The organism is Bradyrhizobium sp. Tv2a-2, from assembly GCF_000472425.1.
Lineage (GTDB): Bacteria > Pseudomonadota > Alphaproteobacteria > Rhizobiales > Xanthobacteraceae > Bradyrhizobium.
This window is the reverse complement of the sequence record NZ_AXAI01000004.1, coordinates 359,728-385,761: the sequence shown is the minus strand read 5'-3', so window position 1 is coordinate 385,761 and position 26,034 is coordinate 359,728. Positions and strand designations below refer to the sequence as shown.

The window sequence follows — 26,034 nt, the reverse complement described above, 5'->3', positions numbered from 1 at the left end:
GGGCGGTGCGTGCCTGACTTGTTCTCATTGCAGGATCGAGATCGGAACATTCTCAATTATTGAATTTCCGGCAGGCGCGGAGAGGGCTACTCTCTCGTCCGGGCGCGCAACGCTGCTCGCTTATTGCCTCAAAGCGAAAGAACAGAACATGTGGCCGGATCGCCGCCTCACGGACTTGTTGAAGATCGAACATCCGATCCTGCTCGCGCCGATGGCGAGCGCCATCGATGCCGAGATCGCGATTGCGGTGGCGCAAGGCGGCGGGCTCCCCTCGGTGCCGTGTGCCATGCTCTCGGTGGAGAAAGCGCGCGAACAGGTCAACATCATCCGCCAGCGTGTTGCGGCGCCGATTAATGTCAATTTTTTCTGTCATCGGCCGGTCGAAGCCGACGCTAGCCGGGAGGCCGGCTGGCGACAGCGGCTCGCACCGTATTACAGGGAGATGGGGCTCGACCCTGCCGCATCGGTCAATGCCGCCAGCCGCGCGCCGTTCGATGCGGCAATGTGTGAGCTGATGGAGGAATTGAAGCCCGAGGTCGTCAGCTTCCATTTCGGCCTGCCGGAGCCCGCGCTGCTCAAGCGCGTCAAGGCGGCCGGCTGCCTTGTGATGGGATCGGCGACCATCGTGAAGGAGGCCATCTGGCTCGAGGCCAACGGTTCCGACATCATCATCGCGCAAGGCGCCGAGGCCGGCGGTCATCGCGGCATGTTCCTGACCGATAATATCGCGCACCAGCCCGGCACGTTCGCGCTGGTGCCGCAGGTGGTCGATGCCGTGAAGGTGCCGGTTGTCGCTGCCGGCGGCATCGCCGACGGGCGGGGGATCGCGGCGGCCTTCGCGCTGGGCGCGGCCGGCGTCCAGATCGGCAGCGCATATCTGCGCTGCCCCGAATCCAAGGTCAGCGCTGTCGCACGGGGCGCGCTGGCGCAAGCCTCTGACGATTCGACCGTGATCACCAATGTGATGACCGGGCGGCCGGCACGCGGTGTCGCCAACCGTGCCATGCGCGAGGTGGGTCCGATTTCGCCCGATGCACCGGCTTTTCCCCATGCGGCAACCGCCTTCGTTCTGTTGCGGCAGGCCGCCGAGAAGCGAGGCAACGCCGATTTCACCAATCTTTGGGCAGGCCAGGCGGTGGCGATGGGGCGCGAACTGCCCGCCGCCGAGCTGACCCGTTCGCTCGCCGAGGCCGCGCAGGCGCAAATGCGTAAATTGGCCGGATAGGCGCCTCCAGCCGCGGTTGCGGTGCAAAAGCGGCCTCTGCTATACGGCAGGCTGAAACTGCCGTCCGAGGCCCTATATAATGTCAGTCGACGCCGATACCGTCCGCCGGATCGCGCATCTCGCGCGCATTGCGGTGAATGATGCCGAGGTTCCGCATCTGCAGGGCGAGCTCAATGCCATGCTGAGCTTTGTCGAGCAGTTATCGGAGGTGGATGTCTCCGGCGTCGAGCCGATGACGTCTGTCATGCCGATGGAGATGAAGAAGCGCGCCGACGTGGTCAATGATGGCGAGATCTCCGACGACATCGTGAAGAATGCGCCGGCGACCGAGAACCACTTCTTCCTGGTGCCGAAGGTCGTCGAATAACCCCTTCCTGGAATAGCGGGACGTTGCGATGTGTATGCTCTGCGACGATGAAAAGGCCTACCAAGCCTATATGAACTATCTCGACACGATGGAGCGCCAGGGCAAGGCAGCCGATCCCGAGGCCGCGGTCAATGCCGTGCTCGATGGGCTCGAGGCTGCGGACAAGGCCCGCGCCAAAACGCTTAACAACGACGATCCCAAAAACGACAAGACCCTGTCTCCGTTCTTTTGCAGCCCGATCAATAAATGACCGACTTTACATCGCTGACGATCGCCGAGGCCCGTGACGGCCTCGCGAACAAATCATTCACTTCGCTTGAGCTGACGGATGCGCATCTCAAGGCGATCGAGGACGCGCGCGCGCTCAACGCCTTCGTGCTTGAAACGCCGGACAAAGCCCGCGACATGGCGCGCGAGGCGGACGGCAAGATTGGCAAAGGCGAGGGCGGGCCGCTTGCCGGAATTCCGCTCGGGATCAAGGACCTGTTCGCGACCAAGGGCGTGCGCACCACGGCCTGCTCAAAGATCCTGGATGACTTCGTGCCGACCTATGAGTCGACCGTGACGTCCCAGCTTTGGCGCGATGGCGCCGTCATGCTCGGCAAGCTCAACAATGACGAGTTCGCCATGGGCTCGTCGAACGAGACCTCCTGCTTCGGCCCGGTCGCCAATCCCTGGCGGCGCGAGGGCTCGAACACCAACCTGGTGCCGGGCGGCTCGTCCGGCGGCTCGGCGTCGGCAGTGGCGGCTCTCCTTTGCATGGGCGCGACCGCGACCGACACCGGCGGCTCGATCCGCCAACCGGCCGCGTTCACCGCGACCGTCGGCATCAAGCCGACCTATGGCCGCTGCTCACGCTGGGGTATCGTGGCGTTCGCATCCTCGCTGGACCAGGCCGGTCCGATCGGGCGCACCGTGCGCGACAGCGCGATCCTGTTGCGCTCGATGGCCGGATACGATCCCAAGGACACCACCTCGGTGGACACGCCGGTGCCGGACTACGAGGCCGCGATCGGCAAGTCCGTGAAGGGGATGAAGATCGGCATCCCCAAAGAGTATCGCCTCGACGGCATGCCGACCGAGATCGAAAAGCTCTGGAGCGAGGGCGCGGCCTGGCTGAAGGCCGCCGGCGCCGAACTTGTCGAAGTGTCGCTGCCGTACACCAAATACGCGCTGCCGGCCTATTACATCGTGGCGCCGGCGGAGGCGTCGTCGAACCTCGCACGCTACGACGGCGTGCGTTACGGCCTGCGCGTGCCCGGCCGCTCGATCGGCGAGATGTATGAGGGTACCCGCGCCGCCGGCTTCGGTGCCGAGGTGCGCCGCCGCGTCATGATAGGCACCTATGTGCTTTCGGCCGGTTATTACGATGCCTATTATCTGCGGGCGCAGAAGGTGCGCACGCTGATCAAGAAGGACTTCGAGGACTGCTTTGCCAAGGGCGTGAACGCGATCCTGACGCCGGCGACGCCGTCGGCCGCCTTCGGCGTCGGCGAGAAGGGTGGCGCCGATCCGATCGAGATGTATCTCAACGACATCTTCACGGTGACCGTAAACATGGCGGGGCTGCCGGGCATCGCGGTGCCCGCGGGCAAGGATGCGCAGGGGTTGCCGCTGGCGCTGCAGCTGATCGGCAAGCCCTTTGACGAGGACACGCTGTTCTCGCTCGGCGAGGTGATCGAGCAGGCGGCGGGGCGCTTCACACCCGCGAGGTGGTGGTGAGGTTAGCCGACCTCAAGGCAAGCCTGTCGGGCGCAGCGCCCACGCCTTCACTTGCGCCGTCGCTCGCCGGGCTCTGGTGGGCGGCAAAAGGCGATTGGGACAAGGCGCACAGGATCGTGCAGGACGAGCCGACGCGCGAGGCGGCCTGGGTGCATGCCTATCTGCACCGCGTCGAGGGCGATCTCGGCAATGCGGCCTACTGGTATCGGCAGGCCGGCCAGCCGGTCGCGAAAGAGACTCTGGAAGCCGAATGGGAGCGGATCGCATTCGCCCTGATTGAGGATGACAAGGCATGACGGCAACGAGCGGCAAGCTTCTCAAGGGCGCAACCGGCGACTGGGAGGTCGTGATCGGCATGGAGGTGCATGCCCAGGTCACCTCGAAGTCGAAACTGTTTTCCGGTGCGTCCACCGCCTTCGGCGGCGAGCCGAACAGTCATGTCTCGCTGGTCGATGCGGCGATGCCAGGCATGCTGCCTGTTATCAACGAGGAGTGCGTCAAGCAGGCGGTGCGCACCGGGCTTGGCCTGAACGCGAAGATCAATCTGCGCTCGGTGTTCGACCGCAAGAATTATTTCTACCCCGACCTGCCGCAAGGCTACCAGATCAGCCAGCACAAGTCGCCGGTCGTGGGCGAGGGCGAGGTCACCGTCGAACTCGACGGCGGCAAGACGGCGACCATCGGCATCGAGCGGCTGCATCTGGAGCAGGACGCCGGCAAGTTGGTGCACGATCAGTCACCGACCATGTCCTTTGTCGATCTCAACCGTTCGGGCGTCGCGCTGATGGAGATCGTCTCCAAGCCTGACGTCCGTGACGCAGAGCAGGCCAAGGCGTACGTGACCAAGCTGCGCTCGATCCTGCGCTATCTCGGTACCTGCGACGGCGACATGGAGAAGGGCAACCTGCGCGCCGACGTCAACGTCTCCGTGCGCAAGGTGGGCGGCCCGCTCGGCACCCGCTGCGAGATCAAGAACATGAACTCGATCAACTTCATCGGCCAGGCGATCGAGTACGAGGCGCGCCGCCAGATCGAGATCATCGAGGACGGTGGCGCGATCGAGCAGGAGACCCGCCTGTTCGACCCCAACAAGGGCGAGACGCGTTCGATGCGCTCCAAGGAGGAGGCGCACGACTACCGTTACTTCCCCGATCCCGACCTCTTGCCGCTGGAGTTTTCGCAAAGCTTCGTCGACGAGCTGAAGGCGGGGCTGCCCGAGCTGCCGGACCAGAAGCGCGCGCGTTTCGTCGCTGACCTCGGTCTGTCGCCCTATGACGCCAGCGTGCTGGTGGCCGAGCGTGAGAGCGCCGACTTCTACGAAACCGTGCTGGGCAAGCTCGGCAGCGCCAAACGTGACGGCAAGGTCGCCGCCAACTGGGTGATCAACGAGCTGTTCGGCCGCCTCAACAAGGAAGGCAAGGACATCGCGACCTCGCCGGTCTCCGCCGCGCAATTGGCTGCCATTGTCGACCTGATCGGAGAGGGCACCATCTCCGGCAAGATCGCCAAGGACCTGTTCGAGATCGTCTGGCAGGACGGCGGCGACCCGAAGCGCCTGGTCGAAGAGCGCGGCATGAAGCAGGTCACCGACGTGAGCGCCATCGAGAAGGTGGTCGACGACATCGTTGCCGCCAATCCCGACAAGGTGGAGCAGGCAAAGGCCAAGCCCGCCGCGATCCAGTGGTTCGTCGGCCAGGTGATGAAGTCGACCGGCGGCAAGGCTGATCCGAAAGCTGTCAACGCGCTGCTGAAGTCCAAGCTCGGCGTCTGAGGCCGAAGACCGAAGACGGTCTTTCGTCATCGCGAGGAGCCTCGGCGACGACCGCTCACTCTGGCAATGACGACGGGCGGCCATGCGCCGATCCGAATCGGCGATCCACGATTCGGCTCGTCAGCCGCCGTCGGCACTCCCGGCGGAAGCCCCGGCGGCGTTAATCATGAAAATTTTTTCATTGCCAAAACGAGCGACTCAGAGTCCGCGCAACGGTGTTTTTCACATGCGTCGCGACAAACGGAGATGGCGCGACGATTTCGCAAGCATCAAACATCAATCCGAGAAAGTACTGCAGCGCAGGCATTTCCTGCATTCTTGAAAAGCGCGGACTGCGAAAATTCTCACACGCTTCGCCTGGTCTTGCGCGCGTCCTACACGATCGCGAGTCGAAGTGCTCTGCGCGGACACGTCTTTGCTCGTCAACACTTCTTTAAGCGGGACGCTGTTTTTTTCGGTGTGTTGGTGTATTCGGGATGTCGTGCATCTCGATTCCCGAGTGCACGCAGCATTGAACAGCCATCTCACTAATCGGAGGGCACTATGGCTAAGAAAGCGAAGAAGGCGAAGAAGGCGAAGAGCGCAGTGAAGAAGACTGCGAAGAAGACCCGCAAGGTCGCCAAGAAGAAGAAGTAAGTCTCGTCTGACTTACTAAAATGCCGGCAGGCTTCTTTGCCGGCACGTCATTGGAGCCGATGGGACAAACCAGAGCGCTCCGGTTGACGAAAGAGGGTGTCGGCGAGACATCAGGTCAAGCGGCTGGACCGTCGTTTTGAAAGCCTCGGCTCGAGAGCCGGTCCAGTAGAAGAGACAAGCTTTCTTCGTTCGGTGCGGATCCTTCCCTCTCAGGAGGGACCGCAGTTTCACCGGAAGCTCCTTCCGGTTCGAAATTTGGTCCTGACGTGTTCGCCGACGCCCTCGTTCCCAGCGAGCCGGGTCAAGCTGCCGGCACTTTCTCATTCCCCCGACATCGATGGCAGGTATCCCGGCGGCGCCAGCACGGCTCGGCCTTCGTCCGGCTTGCGACCAGCGGCGCGTTGCTCCGTCCCATTCAATGTCATCATCCCGCGCCTTCGCCGAGCCCGATCGCCGCCGTGAGCGCCTGATCCAGGTTCGACCCACCGTCGTCATGACCGAGTAGCCGCCTGTTGCCGGGTCGCAGGCACGCACATGGCGAGGGAGAGAAGGGCGGTTGAGCCCTGCGGTCCTCTCGCACCACGTCCAGCAATGGTTATCGCCAGCCCAACCAGCACGGTAAACCGAACGTCACGCGCCGGCACAAATCCTTGAAATACAGGCACTTCTTGCAACCGCCGGCTTATCGCGTTTACGTCTGGTTCATCGCACCTCTTAAACTGCCCTTCAAATTTGAACGGCCATGATCAGCGTCAACAGGCCCGAAGCGGCTTGGGGGATAGCAGGGATCAAGTGGACAGGAGCCGCGCTCGGCAAAAGGGCGGCGGCGCTAAGAAAAAGGGGAGCTACTTATGTTTCAGGGTATGATCGATCAGGGTCTGGCGATGCCGGTTGCCGAGACCGCGATCCCGGACGTGCTGTTTGACCGCGGGCTTTACTGGGCGAGCGGCCGCTCTGGCCTCGTCGATCTCGTCGCCGCGCATAAATGGTTCAACCTCGCCGCACTCAAGGGGCGGGCGGACGCGATTGCGCTACGCCGCGAGGTCGCCGAGCAGATGTCTGACGATGAGATCGCCCGCGCCCAGCGCGAGGCCCGCGCCTGGATCGCGACGCATTGAGCGGTGGCGCTCTTTCGATCGCGCGACCAAAAGCTTTATCCGGATCGCGATGGACTGCCATGGCGATCCGGATTTTTTGTCGGTGGCATGGCCGGCATGCAAGCCCGCCCGTCGTGGCCACGGCGCCGTCGGCTCATCGCCGACCGGGCGGAGTATGATGAAAGTCCGCCGGCGGCTGTGAAGGGCACGCCGTATCGATGAGGGCGTAACCGCATTGCTGCTACCGGTCGCGTCCTGCATATATCCGATCAGCGGACCAACTGTGCCGCCAGAGCGCCAGCGAAGCCCAGCACGAGAATGGCCGAGGCTGTTACAGCGACCAAGTCAATGGTCCATGGGGGATCGCCTTCGACTATGATGTCAAAATGTCTGGAGCAGCTTTCGTCCCGATATGTGTGAAGGCGCATTGCAGTGGCCTCCGTCTCCGCACGACAAGACCCCCCGTCTTGGCCACGCAGACTACCACATTCTCAGGCCGCATGGACGGATGTGATGAAAAATACCGACCCCTCCGCCCTCTGAAATTGCTGCCCCGCAGCCGCCGCTCCCACGCTGCGCTGCCCGCAGACCTGAAATGGTGCGTTCCGCTTGGCCAGAGGCTGGAAAATTCGCATTTCCGAGTGCATATTCCGGGCATGTCGACAATTGTTCAATGCAATTGCGGCGCTGAGTACCGGCGCACCGAAGAGAAGTTCTTGGTGCCGCATACGGGTGACGCGATCTGCGCGGTCTGCGGCGCTGCGCTAGAATCGTGGCATGAAAGTACCCACGTCCCCTCGTACGAGCTTGTCGAGCGTCCGGACAGAAAGCCGGAGTGACAAAGCTGTCCCGAACGCCCTCCGGGCTGGCTGTGGTGTTCAACAATCTCGTCGTCTTCGACCAGCACAAGCCGCAGGTCAGCCTCGAGACCACAGTCTCTGATCTGCCGACAAGCCGGCGCATGGAGGATGTCTGGCTAGACAAGTAGAGGGATCCGCTCATAAGGAAATGCCGGCGCGCTACCCCAGCCAATATTGTCGGGTCGACGCCTAGTTTACCTGGCCCGGCTCGTCCTGCCACACAACTGTGGTGCACTTACCGCAGCCGAAGACGCGAGTCGGTTTCCCGCTTTTGGTCACAAGGAGTACGCCACCCAGTTTTGTCCTGGCCCCACAGCGGGGACATAGTGGTGGCTCTTTTCGCCTCTGCTCGTCGCTCATTCTTCGCCTATTCCGCAGCCGGAGCGTTTGAGTTGTCTGACCAACGCCGCGAACGGTTCCGTGGTTCCATCCGGATCGTGGCCGCCCGGTGACCACCCGGGTGCGTCGGGCATCGGCGCTCTTGCTCACAAGCGCTACGTTTTGAGCAAACAAATGCCCGATTCGGCGCGCTGTGTTGCGCGTCTAGGTGCTTTTTCGTTTTTCTCGTACCTAGACTTTTTTGAGTGCGCATTATTTTCACATCCACTTATTTCGGAGCCGCACTGTGTCCGCCGTACCTTTTCAGCTCATAATTGCCAAGCTTGGCGATCGGGCCGCGCGCTGGGTCGTGAACCTCCTTCAGTCCGCATTGCCCATCGCATTGGTTCTTTACGTCGGCTTATTCGCGCGAATGACGAGTGTCGCGGAAGCCCTCTTGATCTTCTTCGTGTGCGGCGCCTTTGTCTGTTTCAGCATGTTTACCGCATCTGTCGTAGAACTATTCGAGCGCTCTTGATCGGGATCCCGGAAAGCCGTGCCGGTCGAAATCAAGGAACATGCGCCGGAGCGGCGGTAAGAACAGATTGGCCGCGGCCGGGCAGTTGCGACTGGTCGGAGGGTCACCTCGACAGCCAGGCTCGCAGTTGGTCACGTCCTTCGACCGTCCAGAGTATCATCTGCCCATCTACCAGTCGGGCTGAAATCTTCAGGCGCCTCTTCAGCAGCCTTCGGGCAATCACCTTCGCTTCAGTCTCATCGCGGCAGTCAACGATCTGATGCCCATACAAGACTTGCCAGCGGCCGACTTCGATGGAGCGTCTCGTCGGTGATTGTTTTCCGGGCGTCAGGAGTCGCGCGAGTGCCGCTTCGGCAGCATCGCGAGACAAACGAACGAGTTTTCGATCATCGAGGCTTGCCGCACCTCGCGTAACGCGATCCCAGATCATCCAATCGCCCTTGCCTCCTGCCCTGATGAGAAAACGCGGCATTTGTCATTGATTGCGAAGACGGACGACGTTGTTCTGGGAGGTGAGCGCGCGGACCTCTACCTCGGCATCGAGGTCAACCAGGACCTCTTCACAGGCCGTAATGACCTGCTGAAGTGCAGCGATCTGCATCAGTTGCCAACCGCTAATCGGCCCCCGTGTTCTTTGCAGGGAGACGATAAGGTCCCGCCTTTGTTCTTTGAGCCGCACGAGCGGGAGGCCGTGGTCGGCCAAGCTGTTCATCTAATTCCCCTTGCCGGAAGGTTCGGCATTCAAATCAAAAAATTCTGCGAACTTGGTTGCTGGTTTTGAGAAGATTTTAGCGACCCCGATAGATGCTGATCTCAGCCCAAGAAAAAGGTCGGCGGGCATTACGCCGCCGACCTCCTCTTGCAACTGCCGGCTCGGTCGACAGGCCGGTTCCGCTGCATTCCAGGCGCCTAAGCGTGCTACGGTGTGGTTAACCGGAATTTAATGAATTCGGGCTGCCTCTAGGCCTTTCGGGGGCGAAACGCAGGCCGTCCGTTCACCGGCCTCGCCACGCACCTCTGGTGCTGATCTTGAACCGCGGGAGATGCTTTGGAATGGTTTTGAGCACCCACGCTATCGTTGGCGGCGCGATAGCCAGCCTGTTCCCGTCTGATCCCATACTGGCGGCGGCGGCGGGCTTCGCCAGCCACTTTGCAATCGACGCTATTCCACATTGGGACTATCCGCTTCGATCCATCTCCGTCGGGAAGGGCGCCGATAACCGGCGCCTTAAGTTGACCCGAACCGTGATGATCGATCTGATTTGTATTGGACTTGACGCCTGTGCAGGCCTTGCGCTTGCGATCTGGTTGTTTGCCACGCCTGCTTCGGCGTGGGTTGTTTCGCTCGGCGCGATCGCTGCAATGCTGCCTGATCCGCTTCAGTTCTTACATAGCGTTCATCCGCGGGAGCCGCTTGTCTCACTCCAGCGCTTTCATGGGTGGATCCACTCCAAGCGTAAGTTGGCTTGGCGATTAGGCGTCGGCTCGCAGATAGCGTTCGCGGTTGCAGTGTCTGCGGCGGCTGGCGCCTTCCGCTGAGCGAAGGGCAGAGGTCGATCTTGGTGTTACGTCTGAAGCGATGGACAGCGCGGTGATCGCGATGAAAAGGCCGGCGGGTGATATGCCGCCGGCCTTCCGAACGCTGCCTTGGGGCTGGGGGGCGAATTAGGCAGCGTGGTCCTCGATCGAGTAAGCGTAAGACTGCCGCTTGCCGTTTAACAATCCGTTAAGCAATTTGGGCAGGCTCTCGACCTTTCGCAGGCGATAAAGCGGTCGCCTGTCTTGCAGCTCGCATTTTGGGTCAGGGCGAAGAGGCGCTCCAGCGCCTCGTCGTGCAAGATGTCGGGGGGAGGGGGGCCACGTGCAGCGCCGGTGGGGTTCTTTGAAACCTGGGTCGTCCGGCTGAAAAAGCACAGCGCCGCCCGAGCGGAATATATTCGCTTGGCGGCGCTGCGTTACGCACTGGATAACTGAAATTCCCCAGCCTTATCTTTGGTGCGTTCATGGCGGAAGAGAGTTCATCCACTTCAAGGGCCGCGGCGGCAATTTGGAGGTACCTCTTTCGCATGACTCAATTTCCCACGCGCAGTGCAATAAAAGTTAACGCGCCCGCTGGACCGATAGCCCCCCAGCCCTCGACAGTTCAGTGGGTGAGCGACCCTGCGGCGGCAGGGGCGTTCGGGGCTATTCCCAATCCTCTCGACGACGAAGCTCGCGGGCCTTTCGGGCAGCTCCGATTGCAGACCGGGCGGAGCTCGCCAGGTGCGCCGCAGCTGCGCTCCTATGATCGCCAGCCGTTCGCACCCGGCTCGACCGCTTCCGGCACGGTCTAGGTCGTGGAGCTTAGCACCAGCGGCAGCGTCCCCAGCGCGCGCAGCAGCCACCGCAGCCACCGCAACCACCGCACCGGCAGCCACGCCAAGCTCCGCAGGCACGGCAGCCACCGCAGCCTCGGCAGCCGCGAACAACGACGGCGAGCTGCACATCGCCGCCAGCCTGTTCCTTATCGAAGAGATGGAAGGTGGCGAGGCTGACGTCAGCCATTTCCTCCTCGTCAAGGACGAAGCGCTGATTGGGCGGCGGGAGATTCGATGACTGCGGATGAGCGGTTGGCATCGTCGATGCCGACGCGCTCCCCGCCAGCGAAAGACCCAGTCCCGTGGCGCCGAGTGCCGTGACGGCGGCGGCGTTAGTTGCAAATTTCTGCTGTTTCACCTGTGACATTAGCATTCTCCGCCTAGCTTGCCCCAACCTTAAGCGGTGAGCTCGCGCTTCGTTCCTGTTTATCTTCATGAATGAGATCAATGGCGGCGGGTGAGGGGGCATCGCCGATGATTCTGCCAGGCTGGCTCATTCAAAGCGCGACCATGGTTAAGCCGCGCTGCCGCCGCCGCGCCGCCCGTCAGGGCTTTTGAGCGCACTCGCGCAGCATCGCGGTGACTTCCTGTCCGGGCATCCCGATCATTCCATTTTTCCGAATCTTCGCCGATGCTCAGCGCGACCTCATCGAGGCGCGAGTGCATGGCTTGCTGTAGGCGCAGACGATCGCCGCAGCACCGACAAGGGATGAAGGCGCTTTTCCGACCTCGCATCCCACTCGGATTGTTCGTATGCAGCGCTGAGGCGGTCATCACTCAAGGCGAAGCGCGCGCCTGAGATACCGCCACGCTTTTCAAGAAAGCTGCAGCTTCGGCTCGGTTGCGGTGGTCGATAAATGCCTGTCCCGTGACGAGCAATACGGCCGCAAAGACAACCGTCAGCATCATCATGAAAAGCTCATCTTTCATCGCGACGTCCCGCAACGGCCTATCTAGCCAACAATGCAGGCACAGCCACGGTTGTTCCGGAGCGAGTGCAGTCATATGCAACGGAAAGACACCGAAGTTGAATTTGGAACTCTTCTAATTGGTTCTAGGATCATGGCCGAGGGTGCGTGCAGGATGGGCTCGGGGCGCATGTCAGTGTACAAGGTTTATGTTCTGGGCGGCGACGGGCGCGTCGACGCGCCACCGCATGTCATTGAATGTGACGACGATGGCGAAGCGATCCGCCAAGCGCGTCGGTACGCCGTTGGGACGGCGATCGAGGTCTGGCAAGACGCAACGCTCGTTGCCCGGCTTGACCCGAAGTAGCACTCACAATCAAGTCCACTGAAATGCCCAGCTCCCCGCCGTGGGGTTCAAAGTTCAGTTGTGAACAGACCTGCGCCGCGCTCGTGCGTAGTTTGGGGGAGCTCCGGTAAGGATCAGAGAACCAGAGTTACTCGCTTACTAACCCCGTTTGCGATCCCACAGCCGCGACGGGGATTTCTTGATTGGTTCAATTCGCCTGGTCTGCGGCCGCCGGAATGGGAGGCAGCTACGAAGGATGAAGCTGAGCCTTCTGGTTTCGCATTTCGTCGATCAGGAGCTTGATGCGATCAACGGTCCATTGATCGGTTATCCCCTGCGCGATGCGGTTATAGCGTTCGATCCTTTGGTCGAGATCCCTGCACTTCTCACACATGTTCAGTTCCGCGCGATCGGCGCCCTCTCAAGAAGTAGACTGCCGAACTGCGGATTGGTTCATAATCGAATTAGAACATCGCGGCGGGCATTAGTTGCGCGCTCGGGTCAATGCCCCATTATTGTCTGTGGTCATCGGTATGCGCCCTCCATTGACAGCGGAGAGAGTGCCGCAATGTTTCGGAGGATGTCCTCCCGCTCATATGACAATATCGAGCATGGACCTTCGGACTAAGCCACGAGTCGGAACCTTGTAGCCTCGCGCAAAGAGGCCGGCGCCGGCCTCGGTCAGCCGGACACAGGTGCCGCTCCCGTGCATCTTGAGCCAGTCTTTGGCGGTTAGCGGATCAGTTTGATTGCGGCGCGCGCGGGGTGGAACTTGCGCAACGACGTCGGTGCAGCGGCAGAAAAGGCGTTGTCTTTAATTTTGGGCGGCCTCAACTGCTCAGGCGCACTGCGTCTCTAGCTTTATGATCCCAGCGCCAGTCGGGCATTCCCGTTCCGATCTGCACGCCGCCAACCCAACGGCTCGGTGGTGTCAGCGACATGAAATCAAACCCGCCCTTCAGGACCGCGCGCCCGAGATCGGTGATGCTCAGTATATCCGTCCAGGGCGGCCGCGAGTTACCGTCGGGTCCGACGCCGGCGCGGCGCTCGAAAACGCGAGCACTCGCGCCTTCCATATTGAGCACGCGATCTCGCACATGAAGGTCGCCTTGCCCGGGAAGCGGATCGAGGTCCCAGTGCATCGCTGAATAGATCTTTGCGAGATTGACGTTGCCGCCCCAGCGCGGGAGCGGCTGCGCCATCAACGTTAGCGCCATCTCCTCTGTGAGCGACAGGCCATTGATGCTGGAGGGCAGCTCGCGCAGATGGCGATGGAGGGCACAAGCGAGCAACGGCAGCGCGGGGGTAGCGCTGCGCATGATCGCGGCGAGCGGAAGCGGGTCGGGGCTGGCTAATGCGCGCCAGGCGTCTAGGCCCAACCGCAACTGCGCCGCGCTGACGGGCTTGCGGGTCATCCACAGCAGGCGCAACGCTTCGGGCGGCAACTCTCCCAATCCGGTGAAGCGCCTGGCGCCCGGGAAGTCGCTGATGCTGACCAGTTCCAGTCGCGATGGACGCCGATGTGTTGCGTAATGTCCCAGCAGGTGGATCAGGGACAGCTGGTCGGTGACATCGTGTTCGAACCAGAGCACGACGCGCCCGTAATCGGCGGAATCGTGGAGCTCTCGCTCCTTGTCCTTAAGAGATCGAAGTTGCCCTTCGTATTCCAGTGGCGGATCGAATTGATCGCCGTAACAGTCGACAATGTGGCGCGCACGCTGCTCGAGGTACCCCGCGCCCTCGCGTACAGGCCCAATGATATAGGGGTAGATATCGACGTAGTAATCGCCGCCGAAGCCGGCTTCCTTCAGCTGCTCCTGCAGATCATGACCGCAACGGATATGGAGCGTTGGAAGATCGCTGTCGGGCGCCGAAGCATTCATTGCCTCGCGCGCCAGAGTCATTTCACTGATATGACGCTTCATTGAGGCCCAGTTGTCGAAGCGCAACTCCCGCGCAATCAGGTACTGGGCCTCGGCGAGCCTTGGGGGCGTCTTGAAGCGCGCGAGCGCTTCGGCCTCGCCGGCGCGCGCTGCCTTGAGCAAATCCTTGGCGCGTTTGCCCTGCTGTTCGAAATTGAGACGAAATTGCGGATAGGACCCGAGCGCGTCGGCCATAACTGCTTCCCTTATCGGTTACCTGCGTTCGCTCAGGCAGATAAGGGGGGACCGTAGACCTGCATCGGTAGGTCTTCTGTCGTGGGCGCAGCCCTTTCCGCGAACGTGGATGCTCCGACCGAGCGCAGACATGTTGAACCATTTCGGCCAAAAGGGTCAAGGTAGAGTTCAATTTTCACTTTGCTGGAATGAACCCTGACCCGTCCAGGATCGATCGTAGCCGTCGACCAAGGTCTGATGGAAGGAAAGGTTTCTCCACAATTGGGAACTCACCAAGCCCGTCGTGTCGTTCAAGTACGTTTGTCCCATAGCCGGAGGATAGAAGGACTTTAATATCTCTTCTCGTTCGCTTCGCTTCGCGAGCAAGCTCAACACCGTTCACTCCATTTGGCATTATTACATCGCTGAGCAGGAGTTCAAAAGGTTGACCGCTGTGGAGGATGCGAAGTGCCTCCGCGCCGTCGCGAGCACGAGAGACCCGATAGCCCAATGACGTCAATGTTTCTGACGTGACTTCGAGTAGATCATCATCGTCTTCAACGATTAAGATCCGCTCCGTGCCTGTCGGTACGCTTTGACATTGAAGGTATTCCGGTTCAGTTTCAGGGGCCTGCGTGGCCTTCGGTAGATACAGATCCACGGTGGTGCCTGCTCCGAGCGCACTTTTAACAGCAATATGGCCGCCAGACTGTCGAACAAAGCCATAGACCATGCTGAGACCAAGCCCGGTGCCCTTGCCGACATCCTTAGTCGTGAAGAATGGTTCAAACACCCGATCCCGCACCTCGGGAGTCATCCCGCAACCTGTGTCTGCGACCGAGAGTCTCACATATGAACCGGGGGGACACTCCGGTACCAAGCTCCCGTCTTCTACAACGTTCCGGGTCTCGATCTGGAGTACACCTCCATCTGGCATGGCGTCTCGCGCATTTAGCGCCAGGTTGAGGACAGCTGTCTCCAGCAGCGTCGGATCCACGTGGCACGGCCACAATCGATCATCGAACTGCAGTTTGACTTCACATACCTCTCCAACAGCTTGGTGAACCAGTTCCTTGAACTCCGAGAGAAGTTGGTTGGCGTCGATCAATTTTGGCTTTAGCGCTTGGCGACGGGAAAAAGCGAGAAGTTGTGCGGTGAGCTTGGTTCCGCGACTAATGGCGCGTCGTGCCGCGGCGGCGCATCGACGAACCCTGCCAATGTCAGCGTCATGCTCGATCAATTCAAGGTTCGCAGAGATCACAGTAAGCAAGTTGTTGAAATCGTGCGCGACGCCGCCGGTAAGTTGTCCGACCGATTCCATCTTTTGGCTCTGAAAGAGCTGCTCCTCGATCAGGCGACGTGCTTCCATGGCATGCTTGTGGTCGGTGATATCTCGGATGAAGATCGCCATCCCCTGGCTCGAGGGGAATGCGTTAATTGCGTACCAGATGTTTGTGCGTGGACAGAGAGTTTCGAGGAATGCCGGACGCTGTTCTGATGTGGCATTTTGAATTTGTTCTAAGGCCTCCATGCCGGCGGCGACGGGGAACGCTTCCGAAAGGGACATGCCCACGATGTCTCGTCCTTCGGCGAGTTGCACCCCGGCTGGACCGTTGAGGTAGCTAACGCGCCAGTTGCGGTCGACGATTAGCACACTGTCGGTGGTGCTCTCGAAGATCATCGTGATCCGAGCCGCTGCTTCCTCAGTTTTCTCCTTCGACAGGGACAACTCATGATCGCGACGTTCCAAACCATCGGCCATTGTGTTGAACGCATCGGCTACCCGCGTGATTTCTGACGGCCCGCGAATGTCCACACGTCCCGCGAACTTGCCGAGCCGCCACTGGTTCGCCCCTTTGACCAACTCGCCAAGCGGGCGATGGATGTATCGTCGAGCACCCAACAATGTCAGGACCAGCACGAGTACGGTGCTTAGGACCATTAGAAAGATGCCTCGGCGGGTTTCCGACTGAATCCCGGCGAACGCTCGCGCCTTGTCGAGGCCATAGCCGACAAGGAGTCCTGCATCCGGTAACGATGAATAGCCAATAATTCGGCTAGCACCGTCGAGGTCGACCCCCTCGACAGGGCCCCGAGCGGGTTTGCCGATCATCTTCTGGCCAACGAAAGTCGCGTTGTCCGGATAGCGGGCGAGGTAGGTTCCGTTGCGGTCAATGACAGCAAGAGCAGCCCCTGGAGGCACATTTTGCTGACCAAGTGTATCTGCGAGCCAATTCAAGCTCAAAGCGGCAATAACAACGCCGCCAAGACGGTCCCCGTCGTCGTAGAAAGGCAACGCAAAATGGAGGACTTTGCGGCCGGTTTTTCGACCGAACGCAAACTCTCCAACGGTAAATTCCTCGGTCTTCAGGACTGTGGCGAAGTAGGGTCTCCCCGCAGCGGTTGTTGGTTTATTATCGTCGCTCGCGTCGCAGATCGACGTGCCGTTGGTGTCGACAACAACAAAGCTGACGAAACCCGGATACCGCTTCTTGATCCTCGCAAGGTAGGAGTTGCACTCTTCCGCGTCCTTAGCCTTTATGGCGGGAAGCTCTGATAGTGCGATCAGTGCCTGATGAATTCCCTGAACGATTTCACGCTGCTCTGCCGCAGCAAGCCGAGCCATGTAGAGCGCTTGATTTTCGACCTCGACTCGACTTGCGTGGCGTAACGCGAGTTCGCTGTGTGCTTGAAAGGCGATGGCGGGCAGCAACGCGATTGCGACCAACACCAGTAGATATGATAAAAGAGAGGCTTCCTTCACAAAGGTGTTCTGGCGATCCTGCATTAGCGCCCTCGTACTCTACTTTCATCGAATATCGGCGAGCCCTGTTACCAGATCTCGCTACCTAATAAATGAAGGGTTACAATTGCCGCTCTATGCGTCGGCCTCCGGCTTGCACTCTGCCGATTTTTCGATTTCCAGGACAAGAACCTCGTGTGAATTCAGAGTTCACCGCACGACGAAATGTTCGCAGGGCAGGGAGTTTTCGAGCAAAGTGCTTTCGAGCACGCGTATTTGCGCGAGCCATTGCTCGGTGGTCGTCCGCCCGATGCCGGACAGGTCGCCAATCGCCCATGCAACGTTGCCGTCCAAGACGTCCGTTTTCGGCCGATACATAGTCCGAATGTACAGAACTAGGCGGTCGGCGCATGGATGAAAACGCCCTCATTTGCGGACTCGCGCGCACTCCTCGACATGCAGCGCAGGGCATCCGGGCGTCTGAAGCCGGCTCGGCCTCAGACGAACCGAAAGTCATGTCATCTGGTTGATCTCACGAAACAGCCGAGGGAAGCTTCCCTAATCGTCCGGCAATAACAATTGCCTCACAAACGAGATTGCAATCCATGTGTATCAAGTAACTTCGCGGACGCTTTGCAGCACGCAAGCAACAAAGGTGGCGAACGCGTTCGCGGTGGCCAGCGAGACAATTCTTTTCGAGGAGCGCGTGGTTTTCAGATCGCCAGACAGCTGTGAGACCAAGGGCCATTCGAGGAGCAATTGTTGGCGACCAGCGCTCGGCCGTTGGTCCAGAAGCTGACCCTGCCGGTCACATCGCCTCGTCGAGGGCCTTTCGACGTTGCCCAATGTCCGCGCGGGCTCGTGCGTTGTCGTTACCGGGGACGCCCTGCTCCGGCGGCGCCCGGCGCGGAGCCGAAACGGCGGCGGAATCCGCGCGCAAAATACGTGTAGTCGCGAAAGCCGCAGGCGTAGGCAATATCGCTGAGAGGCTGACCTGTCTTCATCAACGCGTGGCGTTCGATCAGGTGCGCCGCATGATCCAGACGAAGCGAAGATATGTACTTACTGTATGTCGACCCGCGGACCGTGAACAGCTTCTGCAAATAGCGCAGCGAAATTCCCGTCTCGGCAGCCACCTCGTGCGGAGAGATGTCCGGATCGGCAAACCGGTCCTTGATGATACCGCACACGCGCATGAACAGCTTGTCGTTGTGGCGGGAGCAAAGCGGGGTGGGGGGCGCAAACAGTGCGCCGAGAAGGTCATAGACCACAAGACCCATAAAATTATCGGCCGACGCGCACGCCGGTTCTGTATCGCTGACGGAGTCAGCAGCGAGTTGACAGAGCAGACGTGCCGCTTGCGCCTGCCGGCGACCGCATGCGCCACCTTGCGGTTCGAAGCCGAGATGCGACGCCAGGGTCTGGCGCGGCACTTGTAGACCAAGCCATTTCGCGCTGTCTTGGGCCGGCGAGATGAAAGTCACGGGTCTCGTGGAATCGAGCAAGATGACATCGCCAGCAGTGATATTTACGACTCGGTCGTTGTGAATGATGGTCGAGCCGCCGGTATCCTGAACTGTGACGTAATAGTACTCCATGTTATCACGGCGAATGTCCAGTTCCGTCCGATCAAGGCGGGTAGCGTTGCAGGTGAGATCCACTGCAGCGAATCCGTAAACGCGCCGCGTGCGCACCTTGCTGGCGAAGATGTTGGTTTCGCGAGCGGGAGTAAACCATCCCCAATCCTTACTCATTGCAGTTCGGAAACCGTCATAGTCCAATTCTTGAGCGCTGAGAAAATCGTCGTTCGGGTGCATCATCGCCTCCACGCGGAGATAATCTTGCAAGCCTATCGTATGGTTTGTAACGGCCCGCGCTAGAGCACGGGCAGACGTTGGTCAAGCTAGCGTGGCCCCGAGACAGGTGCCGCTCAATTCCGCGTCACGCCAAATCACGCCCCCGAGATTGTGTCAGCACCGCCGCGCGGCGCGTCAGGTGGTGCGCGCTAGTACGGAAGATCGGGCGCATCGCCTCACGACACCCGAGGTCCCGCCGCCTAGAATTGGGATCATGGCAGTCACGAGTTGCAAAGATCGGAGACAAGGAATGGAAGTTTCCAAGCGCGGTTGATCGAGGACTTAGACAATTCCGGTGTCAACTATTACAGAGGCGGAGATTTCAATGACGCTAACGGGAAAACGAGCTCTTGTGACAGGAGCAAGCAGAGGTATTGGCGCGGCGATCGCAAAGGCGCTTGCGAGCACGATGGCTCAATACATCACCCGTGCGACGCTCACCATCGACGGCGGCGCGAACGCCTAGATGCCGAAAGAGGCCAGGTGGACGTAGTACCGGCCGGCTGGCCCGTCGCAGTGCTCTTCAGCCTCTACGTTTTACAGACTTTATGTCGCAACCCAACGGAGATCGCTATGTCGATCCGTAGCATGCTTGTTGCCGCAGCATTTGCCTTGGCCTCTCTGGAGCCCGCCCGCGCCGATGGCCTGCGTCCGATTGATGCCATGGGCATCGACTTTGGTGAAGTGTCCGGTGTCGCCTACTACACCGTCGAGCGCGACGGTTTCCATATCGTCGCGACCCTTGCGCAGGGCATAACGGGTACGCCGATCCGTGTTGTGTGTGTTCTTGCACCGGGTCAGAGGGTGGCTTTCTCAACGCCGCATCAGTTAGGTGCACTCGAAATCAGCCGGAACGCCGACAGCGTGCTCGTCCGCAAGGTGAAATCGGTCGCGAACTAATTTCGAGCGCATTGTCACTGATTCGATGCCTCCAATGCGAGGACGCTTGGCTCACTCCAAGCCGATCGTGAACTAAACCCAGTGAAAGGACGATATCCATGAGTAAGGACGAGACTGCGGTGCCAACGGGAATCGCGCTGACCCACCTGGATGCTGTCTTCCGCGAGCGGCCGCACGAATATCTGGATATGCTGAGGTCGCGGGAGCCGGTGCACCGGGATCGGATGTTCGATCGGGTCGTGCTGACCCGTGCAGTCGATGTCGATGCCGTCATGAATAATCGCAAGCTGGCATCCGATCCACGGAAATCCCGCCCAGGTTCGTTCTCTCGGGTGCAACTGAAGGTCGATGAGACATTTCGGCCGCTCATACTGCATATGGACGACCCGGACCATAAGCGCCTGCGCAACCTCGTCGTCAAGGCGTTCAACCAGATCGCAGTCGATGCCATGCGCCCGCGTATCACTGAGGTCGCATGTGGCTTGCTGGATGATATCGACGATCCATCCTGCTTCGATATCATGGACGCTTATGCCCGACCGTTGCCGACGATAGCCATCGCGCTGATGTTGGGCGTCGATACCGCCCGCTGCCATGACTTCAAGCAGTGGTCTGACGGCAAAATGCTGATGTTCAACCCACAACGCACGCCAGAGCAGGAGGCCGTCCTGGCGTCGTGCGACGCCGCTCTCACCGGCTACTTCACCGAATTGATCCAAAAGCGTCGTAAGGAACGCCGGGCCGATCTGATCAGCAGCCTGATCGACGCCGAAGAGAACGGCGAGCAACTCGACGAAGCGGAGATCATTGGCGTTTGCATTGCTCTGCTCATTGCGGGCAACGTGACGACAACTGACCTTATCGGCAACGCCGTACTGGCACTGCTGCAGCATCCAAGTGAACTCAGCAAACTGCTCGCTGAGCCGAACCTGGTCCGTAGCACCGTCGAGGAGGTATTGCGCTATGACTCGCCAGTCATGCAAGGCACTCGGGTCGCAACCGAGGCGATGCAGATCGGCGGCTGCCCGGTCGCCGCGGGGCAGACGATCAATGCAATGCTTTATGCGGCGAATCATGATCCGGAGGCGCATCCCGATCCAAAGCGGTTTGACATCGAACGACCAGATAAGCGTCACAATTCATTTGGCGGGGGCGCTCATTTCTGCCTTGGCGCGCCATTGGCCCGGGCGGAGACACAGATCGCTCTTTCGATGCTTTTCGAGCATTTCCCGAAGCTGCGCCTGAGAACCGAACGCCCCGTGGAGCGCCGGGCGATGCTGAACTTCAATGGACTAGAAGCGCTTTGGGTGCGTGCGGACTAGTCCCGAGTCCCAGCGATGATGGCTGTTTGTCCTACCGCCGACCTGATCGCTAAGCGGGCGCGATACCGGCGGAAGAAGAGAATGCCAATCAGGAGGCAACTATGTCCGAGCGCGTAAAGCAAATCGTTCCTGACTTGATCGAAGCGGTCCGCAATGTTCTTCGTGACCACAAGGTCACCTTCGATGAATATCGAGCCGGTTTCGGCTATATGATCGGGGTGCAGGAAGCGAAGGAAATCCCGCTGCTACTGGACGCGTTGCTGAACTCAACCATTGTCGAAATCGAAAACCAGACCCGCGGCGGCACCAAGGCCGATATCCAAGGACCGTATTATCTGGACGAGAATTACCCGTTGGTCACAAAAGCGCTTGCGGTCCGTCCGGAGGATGCTGACGCCGAAGACATGATCATTCGCGGCTGCGTCACGGATCTAGCCGGCCAGCCCGTGTCTGGTGCCGAGATCGATATCTGGCATTCAACTCCCGACGGGCTCTATTCCGGCATTCATGACAACATCGACCGCAAATATTATCGTGGTCGCGTGTTAACCGATGCGGACGGACATTATTCAGTCACGTCCAAGACTCCCGTCGCCTATCAAATCCCTAATCAAGGGCCGACGGGCGAGTTACTCGAAAAGCATCTTGGTCGCCACTCATGGCGTCCGGCCCACATTCACTTCTGGGTTCGATGCGTAGGTAAGCGCGATCTCATCAACCAAGCTTATTTTGAAGGCGGAGACTATGTCGGGAACGATTGCTGCGAGACCGATCATTTGGATCTGGTCGTCCCCAAGATCTATGAGAACGGTAAGCGGGTCATGCAAGTGAACTTCGTGCTTGAGCCTGCCTACACGATCTCTGCCGGATAGGCCTTTGCTCGTCCTGGACGATTAGAAAACGGAGAGGCTCGTGCTCCTTGTTCTCATCGTTGTTCGTGAATGATCCGGGAGCGATTGAGTAAACGTTACTCTTGATCGTGGATCGGTGCGCTCCGGCTCGAATGTGAACTTGGCTAGTTCGTCGCTGCCGCTTCGGCAAAGCCGACGATAAACGAACCGCGTCGACGACTGAGACGGGAGGAGGGCTTGTAAGTAGCTCGGCTCTCCCAACTACGCGCCCTTCAGCTCGGCGCGCGGCCATCTTGTGCATGGCCGCGGAAAGCGTAATGCCCATCGGCATTCGGACCGATTAGTGCGCTTTGGTCTCGGCCCTGGTTAGCTTTCATGAGAAAGCAACTTTCCAAATCTTCCTTTGTGAAACATCAGCGGAGCTTTTTCGGGATCGACATGTATGTGGCTAACCCGACCCACAAAAATAACATGATCGCCCGCTGCAACCTCTTGCTCGACTTCAGCGGCGAGAACGGTACAAGCGTCCTTGACGCCCGGCAGATCGTCAAAATCGAAAAATGGCTCCGCGACCGATCCGTCGGGCCGCCCTGCGAAATGCAGCGCCAATGCTTCACAGCTCTCCTCTAGGATCGATACTGCGAACCGGCCGGACTGTCGGATTCGAACGAGCATATTGGTCGTATTGGCCACGGAGACGGCAATCAGTGGAGGCGCCAGTGATATCGACATGAAGGCATTTGCAGTCATGCCGTAGTCCACGCCGTCGCTACGCGTCGTGATCACGGTGACACCGGTGCCAAACATACCGCACGCATTACGGAATGCGCCGGGTCGAATTGAAGCCATAGAATGAACGGAGGAACTGGTCTGGCTTTGCATACTATTGACCGTCGATGTTATGTGTTTCCCCGTAGTTTCGGTCATTTCAACCACAGACCTTCCGACTCGCCTCCAAAACTACGTCGGTGCTGGCGGGCACTTCGGCGTGTGAGTTGATCATAAGCCTCAATCGGAAGCGGCCAGCAGCTCGCTTTCGAATCAAACCTGTCTTGGCAAGTCCATTGAGAAGTTCATGAGCGGATGAACGCGCCATTTCGAGACTCTCGGCTACTTCGGACGTGCTCGGCGTCGGCCGAAGCGCTGTAAACAGGCAAAGCAATTCTACGACTCTGTCCGTCGCTTTCATCGCACCTCCCCGCATGCCTGCCATTAGAGCGGTCCGAAATTTCATTTAGGTGTAGACGAAGTTGCCACATCGGTTGCGCTTTAGCATTCGAGAGTTACGAACACAGATCAAGGTATGACGCGATACCTTACAAAAACGCCAAATCGCGTTAACACTCCACCTGGGAATTGCGGGAAAACAACAAGCTTGAGCCCGGGAAATGCCGACGGGAAGGGGACCGAAAATCTCGCCATAGCGCGCCATTGGGATAGGAACAGAATAATGACTAGCAGCAAAGCCGCGGCCAAGAGCGCACCGATTTTGCCCTATACCGGTGCCGAGTACCTCTCCAGTCTCAACGATGGCCGCTGCGTTTATCTTCATGGCGAGCGTGTCAAGGACATCGTAAACCATCCCGCCTTCCGCAATTCAGCACGGATGATCGCCCGCTGGTACGACGCACTGCATGAAAAGAGGGAACAGATCTGTGTGCGAACTGATACCGGATCCAGCGGCTTTACGCATCCGTTCTTCCTCGGCAGTAAGTCTGTAGATGATTTGGCAAAGTCGCGCGACGCCATCGCCGAACTTCAGCGCACATCCTACGGTTGGATGGGGCGGACGCCGGACTACAAGGGATCGTTTCTAGGAACGCTCGGCGCCAATTGCGAGTTCTACGGTGACTACAAGCAGAACGCCCTAAACTGGTACGCCAAGGCGCAAGAGCGCCTGGATTATTGGAACCACGCCATCGTCCATCCGCCGATCGACCGTGGCAAGGCTATCGAAGACATTCGCGATGTAATCATCCACGTCGAAAAGGAAACGGACGCTGGTCTGATCGTTTCCGGTGCCAAGGTCGTCGCGACGGGTTCGGCCCTGACGCACTTCAACTTCATCGCCCATTATGGCGTGCCGGTAAAGGACAAAGCCTTCGCATTGATATTTACCACACCGACGGCCTCGAAGGGCGTTAAGCTGATTTCACGAAGCTCATATGAGCTAAATGCCGCGATCACCGGATCCCCGTTCGACTATCCGCTGTCGAGCCGGTTCGATGAAAATGACGCGATCCTTGTTTTCGACAAAGTGCTAGTGCCGTGGGAGAACGTCTTCGTTTACGGCGATCTGGACAAGGCCAACAATTTTTTTCCGATGAGCGGGTTCTTTCCGCGCTACACCATGCATGGTGCAACCCGGCTAGCGGTGAAACTCGAATTCATCGCTGGCCTTTTCAGCAAGGCCGTCGAAGCGACCGGCACCAAGGATTTTCGTGGCGTGCAGACCGCGGTCGGTGAAGTGATTGCTTGGGCCAACCTATTCAAGGGGCTAACTGACGCGATGGTTCTTAGCCCGGTGCCCTGGCGCGGAACGGATGGATATATACTTCCCAACATGTTCTCGGCCGCGGCCTATCGCGTATTCGCTCCGATGGCCTACCAGCGCATTAAGCTGTTAATCGAGCGTCATGTTGCATCAGGGCTGATCTACCTGCCTGGCTCGGTCCAGGACCTCCAGAGCCCCGAGGTCCGACCCTATATCGATCGTTTTGTTCGCGGTTCAAACGGATATGCCGCGATTGACCGGATCAAGCTCTTAAAACTGCTCTGGGACGCCATCGGTACGGAGTTCGGAGGTCGCCACGAACTTTATGAAATCAATTATGGCGGTAACCACGAGGCCATCAGGATCGAAACTTTGGCGATGTCGGAGGCAACCGGTCAGCTTGCCGGAATGCGAGCCTTCGCCGAAAAATGCATGTCGGAATACGATCTTGGCGGATGGACTAGCCACGGCCTGGTCAATCCCGATGACGTGAATATTCTCAAGCGCATCGCGAAATAAGCGGGCGGTACGCAGAAGCCAATAAGATGCAGGAGCTCCTCACATTGCGCGGGCTCGACAATGTTATGCCCGGCGGTTCTGCTTCTTGAAGGTCTTCAACAGGCCAAAGAAGTTTGACACGTGTCGGGACTGATTATCAAGACGGGCGTGAATCGAGAGCGACGTTCCCGGATTCTCGCCTATGTAGGGGCGGAAGGCGATACCCGAAATATTAGATTGCGAGACACTCTCGGGCACGACAGAGATACCAACGCCAACCGAGACCAAACTGATGGCCGTTTGAAAGTCTTGCGACATCACAGGCTGCTTCGGGGTGAACCCTTCCTTTTGGCAAGCCTCCAAAATGCGGTCGCAGTAGGCCGGTCTTGGCCGTCTAGGAAACAGCACGAACACTTCGTCATGCAAATCGGCCAGCGCGACTTTTTCGACCTCGCTCCATTTGGAGTCCTCTGGCAGCGCCAGGATGAACGGCTCAGAATTCAGAATATCCGTACGGAACTCATTGCCTGACAGCCACGGCCGCGCGACTGCGATATCGATTTCCCGCTGGACGAGCGCGCGCTCGGACTCGGCATTGTTCATTGTAAAAAGGGCGAGATCGACCGTCGGATAATTGGAACGAAAGGCCTTGATCAACCTGGGCAGGGGGCCATGGGTGGCTGAACCCACAAAGCCTATTCGGAGCATGCCTGCGCCCCCTTTGCCGATCAGCGTTGTCTCGCGACAGGTGCTATCGAGCAGTTCGAGAAGCTCCCGCGCGCGTTCAAAGAGAGCTTCGCCAGCCTGGGTCAGGCGGATCTGACTGCGCGAGCGGTCGAACAAAAGCACGTCGAGATCGCGCTCAAGCTGCGCGATCTGCCGCGAGAGCGGTGGTTGGGCTATTTCCAGGCGTTCCGCCGCTCTGCCAAAATGCAGTTCTTCCGCAACCGCGACAAAGTATTTGAGGTGCTTGAAATCCATACTCTTAGCCCCAGCGCGATGTCATCACCGGATGGCTTGACAGAGCCGGCAGGCGAACTGGAACGCTGACCGCCACGCGGGTCACTTTCGACGGCAGCGTGGACCCGCTTCCGCTGATGACCCGAGAGCGACACGCGCATGATTGAAG

The 26,034-nt window shown here is 59.4% G+C and carries 24 protein-coding genes; 16 read left to right on the top strand and 8 right to left on the bottom strand.

Annotated elements, in window-relative coordinates; all coding sequences use genetic code 11:
* Positions 1-148: 148 nt before the first annotated feature.
* From A3AI_RS0110600 to A3AI_RS0110530, 11 genes are all read left to right on the top strand, one after another.
* Positions 149-1,225: an NAD(P)H-dependent flavin oxidoreductase gene (locus A3AI_RS0110600; RefSeq protein ID WP_024515552.1), complete on the top strand. Its 1,077-nt coding sequence runs from the start codon at positions 149-151 to the stop codon at positions 1,223-1,225.
* A 79-nt stretch (positions 1,226-1,304) separates the two neighbouring features.
* Positions 1,305-1,592 carry an Asp-tRNA(Asn)/Glu-tRNA(Gln) amidotransferase subunit GatC gene (gatC, locus tag A3AI_RS0110595; protein WP_024515551.1) on the top strand — a complete coding sequence of 96 codons (288 nt, stop codon included), beginning with the start codon at positions 1,305-1,307 and terminating at the stop codon, positions 1,590-1,592.
* 28 nt (positions 1,593-1,620) lie between these two features.
* Positions 1,621-1,842 (top strand): hypothetical protein, encoded by a 222-nt coding sequence (locus A3AI_RS0110590; protein WP_024515550.1) that lies wholly within the window; start codon positions 1,621-1,623, stop codon positions 1,840-1,842.
* Complete coding sequence (gene gatA, locus A3AI_RS0110585; RefSeq protein WP_024515549.1) at positions 1,839-3,314, top strand: Asp-tRNA(Asn)/Glu-tRNA(Gln) amidotransferase subunit GatA; 1,476 nt, start codon at positions 1,839-1,841, stop codon at positions 3,312-3,314. The genes A3AI_RS0110590 and gatA overlap by 4 nt, the downstream gene beginning before the upstream one ends.
* A complete protein-coding gene (locus tag A3AI_RS0110580) occupies positions 3,305-3,610 on the top strand; it encodes a hypothetical protein (protein ID WP_024515548.1) in 306 nt (101 codons plus the stop codon). The genes gatA and A3AI_RS0110580 overlap by 10 nt, the downstream gene beginning before the upstream one ends.
* Complete coding sequence (gene gatB, locus A3AI_RS0110575) at positions 3,607-5,085, top strand: Asp-tRNA(Asn)/Glu-tRNA(Gln) amidotransferase subunit GatB (RefSeq protein ID WP_024515547.1); 1,479 nt, start codon at positions 3,607-3,609, stop codon at positions 5,083-5,085. Before A3AI_RS0110580 ends, gatB begins: the two co-directional genes overlap by 4 nt.
* A gap of 82 nt (positions 5,086-5,167) precedes the next feature.
* Complete coding sequence (locus tag A3AI_RS48730) at positions 5,168-5,407, top strand: hypothetical protein (protein ID WP_198030090.1); 240 nt, start codon at positions 5,168-5,170, stop codon at positions 5,405-5,407.
* A 1,165-nt stretch (positions 5,408-6,572) separates the two neighbouring features.
* On the top strand, positions 6,573-6,839 hold the full coding sequence (locus tag A3AI_RS0110565) for a hypothetical protein (RefSeq protein ID WP_024515546.1): 267 nt from the start codon (positions 6,573-6,575) through the stop codon (positions 6,837-6,839).
* 814 nt (positions 6,840-7,653) lie between these two features.
* Positions 7,654-7,806: a hypothetical protein gene (locus tag A3AI_RS47405; RefSeq protein ID WP_156927714.1), complete on the top strand. Its 153-nt coding sequence runs from the start codon at positions 7,654-7,656 to the stop codon at positions 7,804-7,806.
* A gap of 1,041 nt (positions 7,807-8,847) precedes the next feature.
* Positions 8,848-9,315: a hypothetical protein gene (locus A3AI_RS47400; protein WP_156927713.1), complete on the top strand. Its 468-nt coding sequence runs from the start codon at positions 8,848-8,850 to the stop codon at positions 9,313-9,315.
* Positions 9,316-9,587: 272 nt separating this feature from the next.
* Entirely contained in the window at positions 9,588-10,073 is a 486-nt protein-coding gene (locus tag A3AI_RS0110530) for a hypothetical protein (RefSeq protein WP_024515541.1), read from the top strand.
* Between the two features lie 1,595 nt (positions 10,074-11,668).
* Here the strand turns inward: A3AI_RS0110530 and A3AI_RS42515 are convergent.
* The gene (locus A3AI_RS42515) at positions 11,669-11,821 is read right to left on the bottom strand and encodes a hypothetical protein (RefSeq protein WP_156927712.1); all 153 of its coding nucleotides are present in this window, start codon (positions 11,819-11,821) and stop codon (positions 11,669-11,671) included.
* A gap of 174 nt (positions 11,822-11,995) precedes the next feature.
* Between A3AI_RS42515 and A3AI_RS47395 the strand changes: the two genes are divergently transcribed.
* Positions 11,996-12,166: a hypothetical protein gene (locus A3AI_RS47395; RefSeq protein ID WP_156927711.1), complete on the top strand. Its 171-nt coding sequence runs from the start codon at positions 11,996-11,998 to the stop codon at positions 12,164-12,166.
* 809 nt (positions 12,167-12,975) lie between these two features.
* On the opposite strand, the gene A3AI_RS0110505 is transcribed toward A3AI_RS47395, so the two are convergent.
* From A3AI_RS0110505 to A3AI_RS0110485, 4 genes are all read right to left on the bottom strand, one after another.
* Positions 12,976-14,262, bottom strand: coding sequence for a DUF1835 domain-containing protein (locus A3AI_RS0110505; RefSeq protein WP_024515539.1), 1,287 nt, complete (start codon positions 14,260-14,262; stop codon positions 12,976-12,978).
* Positions 14,263-14,437: 175 nt separating this feature from the next.
* On the bottom strand, positions 14,438-17,029 hold the full coding sequence (locus A3AI_RS0110500) for an ATP-binding protein (RefSeq protein WP_024515538.1): 2,592 nt from the start codon (positions 17,027-17,029) through the stop codon (positions 14,438-14,440).
* Between the two features lie 165 nt (positions 17,030-17,194).
* The gene (locus A3AI_RS47390; protein ID WP_156927710.1) at positions 17,195-17,338 is read right to left on the bottom strand and encodes a hypothetical protein; all 144 of its coding nucleotides are present in this window, start codon (positions 17,336-17,338) and stop codon (positions 17,195-17,197) included.
* A 518-nt stretch (positions 17,339-17,856) separates the two neighbouring features.
* On the bottom strand, positions 17,857-18,804 hold the full coding sequence (locus A3AI_RS0110485; RefSeq protein WP_036047850.1) for a helix-turn-helix domain-containing protein: 948 nt from the start codon (positions 18,802-18,804) through the stop codon (positions 17,857-17,859).
* A gap of 609 nt (positions 18,805-19,413) precedes the next feature.
* Between A3AI_RS0110485 and A3AI_RS0110475 the strand changes: the two genes are divergently transcribed.
* The 3 genes from A3AI_RS0110475 to A3AI_RS0110465 all read left to right on the top strand — a co-directional run bounded on the left by A3AI_RS0110475 (position 19,414) and on the right by A3AI_RS0110465 (position 21,934).
* Positions 19,414-19,740, top strand: a complete 327-nt coding sequence (locus A3AI_RS0110475; protein WP_024515536.1) for a hypothetical protein — start codon at positions 19,414-19,416, stop codon at positions 19,738-19,740.
* 98 nt (positions 19,741-19,838) lie between these two features.
* Positions 19,839-21,062, top strand: a complete 1,224-nt coding sequence (locus tag A3AI_RS0110470; protein WP_024515535.1) for a cytochrome P450 — start codon at positions 19,839-19,841, stop codon at positions 21,060-21,062.
* 101 nt (positions 21,063-21,163) lie between these two features.
* On the top strand, positions 21,164-21,934 hold the full coding sequence (locus A3AI_RS0110465) for a dioxygenase family protein (protein WP_024515534.1): 771 nt from the start codon (positions 21,164-21,166) through the stop codon (positions 21,932-21,934).
* A 345-nt stretch (positions 21,935-22,279) separates the two neighbouring features.
* Here the strand turns inward: A3AI_RS0110465 and A3AI_RS0110460 are convergent, their stop codons facing one another.
* Complete coding sequence (locus A3AI_RS0110460) at positions 22,280-22,840, bottom strand: flavin reductase family protein (RefSeq protein ID WP_245286864.1); 561 nt, start codon at positions 22,838-22,840, stop codon at positions 22,280-22,282.
* A gap of 1 nt (position 22,841) precedes the next feature.
* On the bottom strand, positions 22,842-23,102 hold the full coding sequence (locus A3AI_RS50205) for a helix-turn-helix domain-containing protein (protein ID WP_198030089.1): 261 nt from the start codon (positions 23,100-23,102) through the stop codon (positions 22,842-22,844).
* A gap of 261 nt (positions 23,103-23,363) precedes the next feature.
* Between A3AI_RS50205 and A3AI_RS0110455 the strand changes: the two genes are divergently transcribed.
* Complete coding sequence (locus tag A3AI_RS0110455) at positions 23,364-24,926, top strand: 4-hydroxyphenylacetate 3-hydroxylase N-terminal domain-containing protein (protein ID WP_024515532.1); 1,563 nt, start codon at positions 23,364-23,366, stop codon at positions 24,924-24,926.
* 63 nt (positions 24,927-24,989) lie between these two features.
* Here the strand turns inward: A3AI_RS0110455 and A3AI_RS0110450 are convergent, their stop codons facing one another.
* Entirely contained in the window at positions 24,990-25,886 is an 897-nt protein-coding gene (locus tag A3AI_RS0110450; RefSeq protein WP_024515531.1) for a LysR family transcriptional regulator, read from the bottom strand.
* Positions 25,887-26,034: the final 148 nt, after the last annotated feature.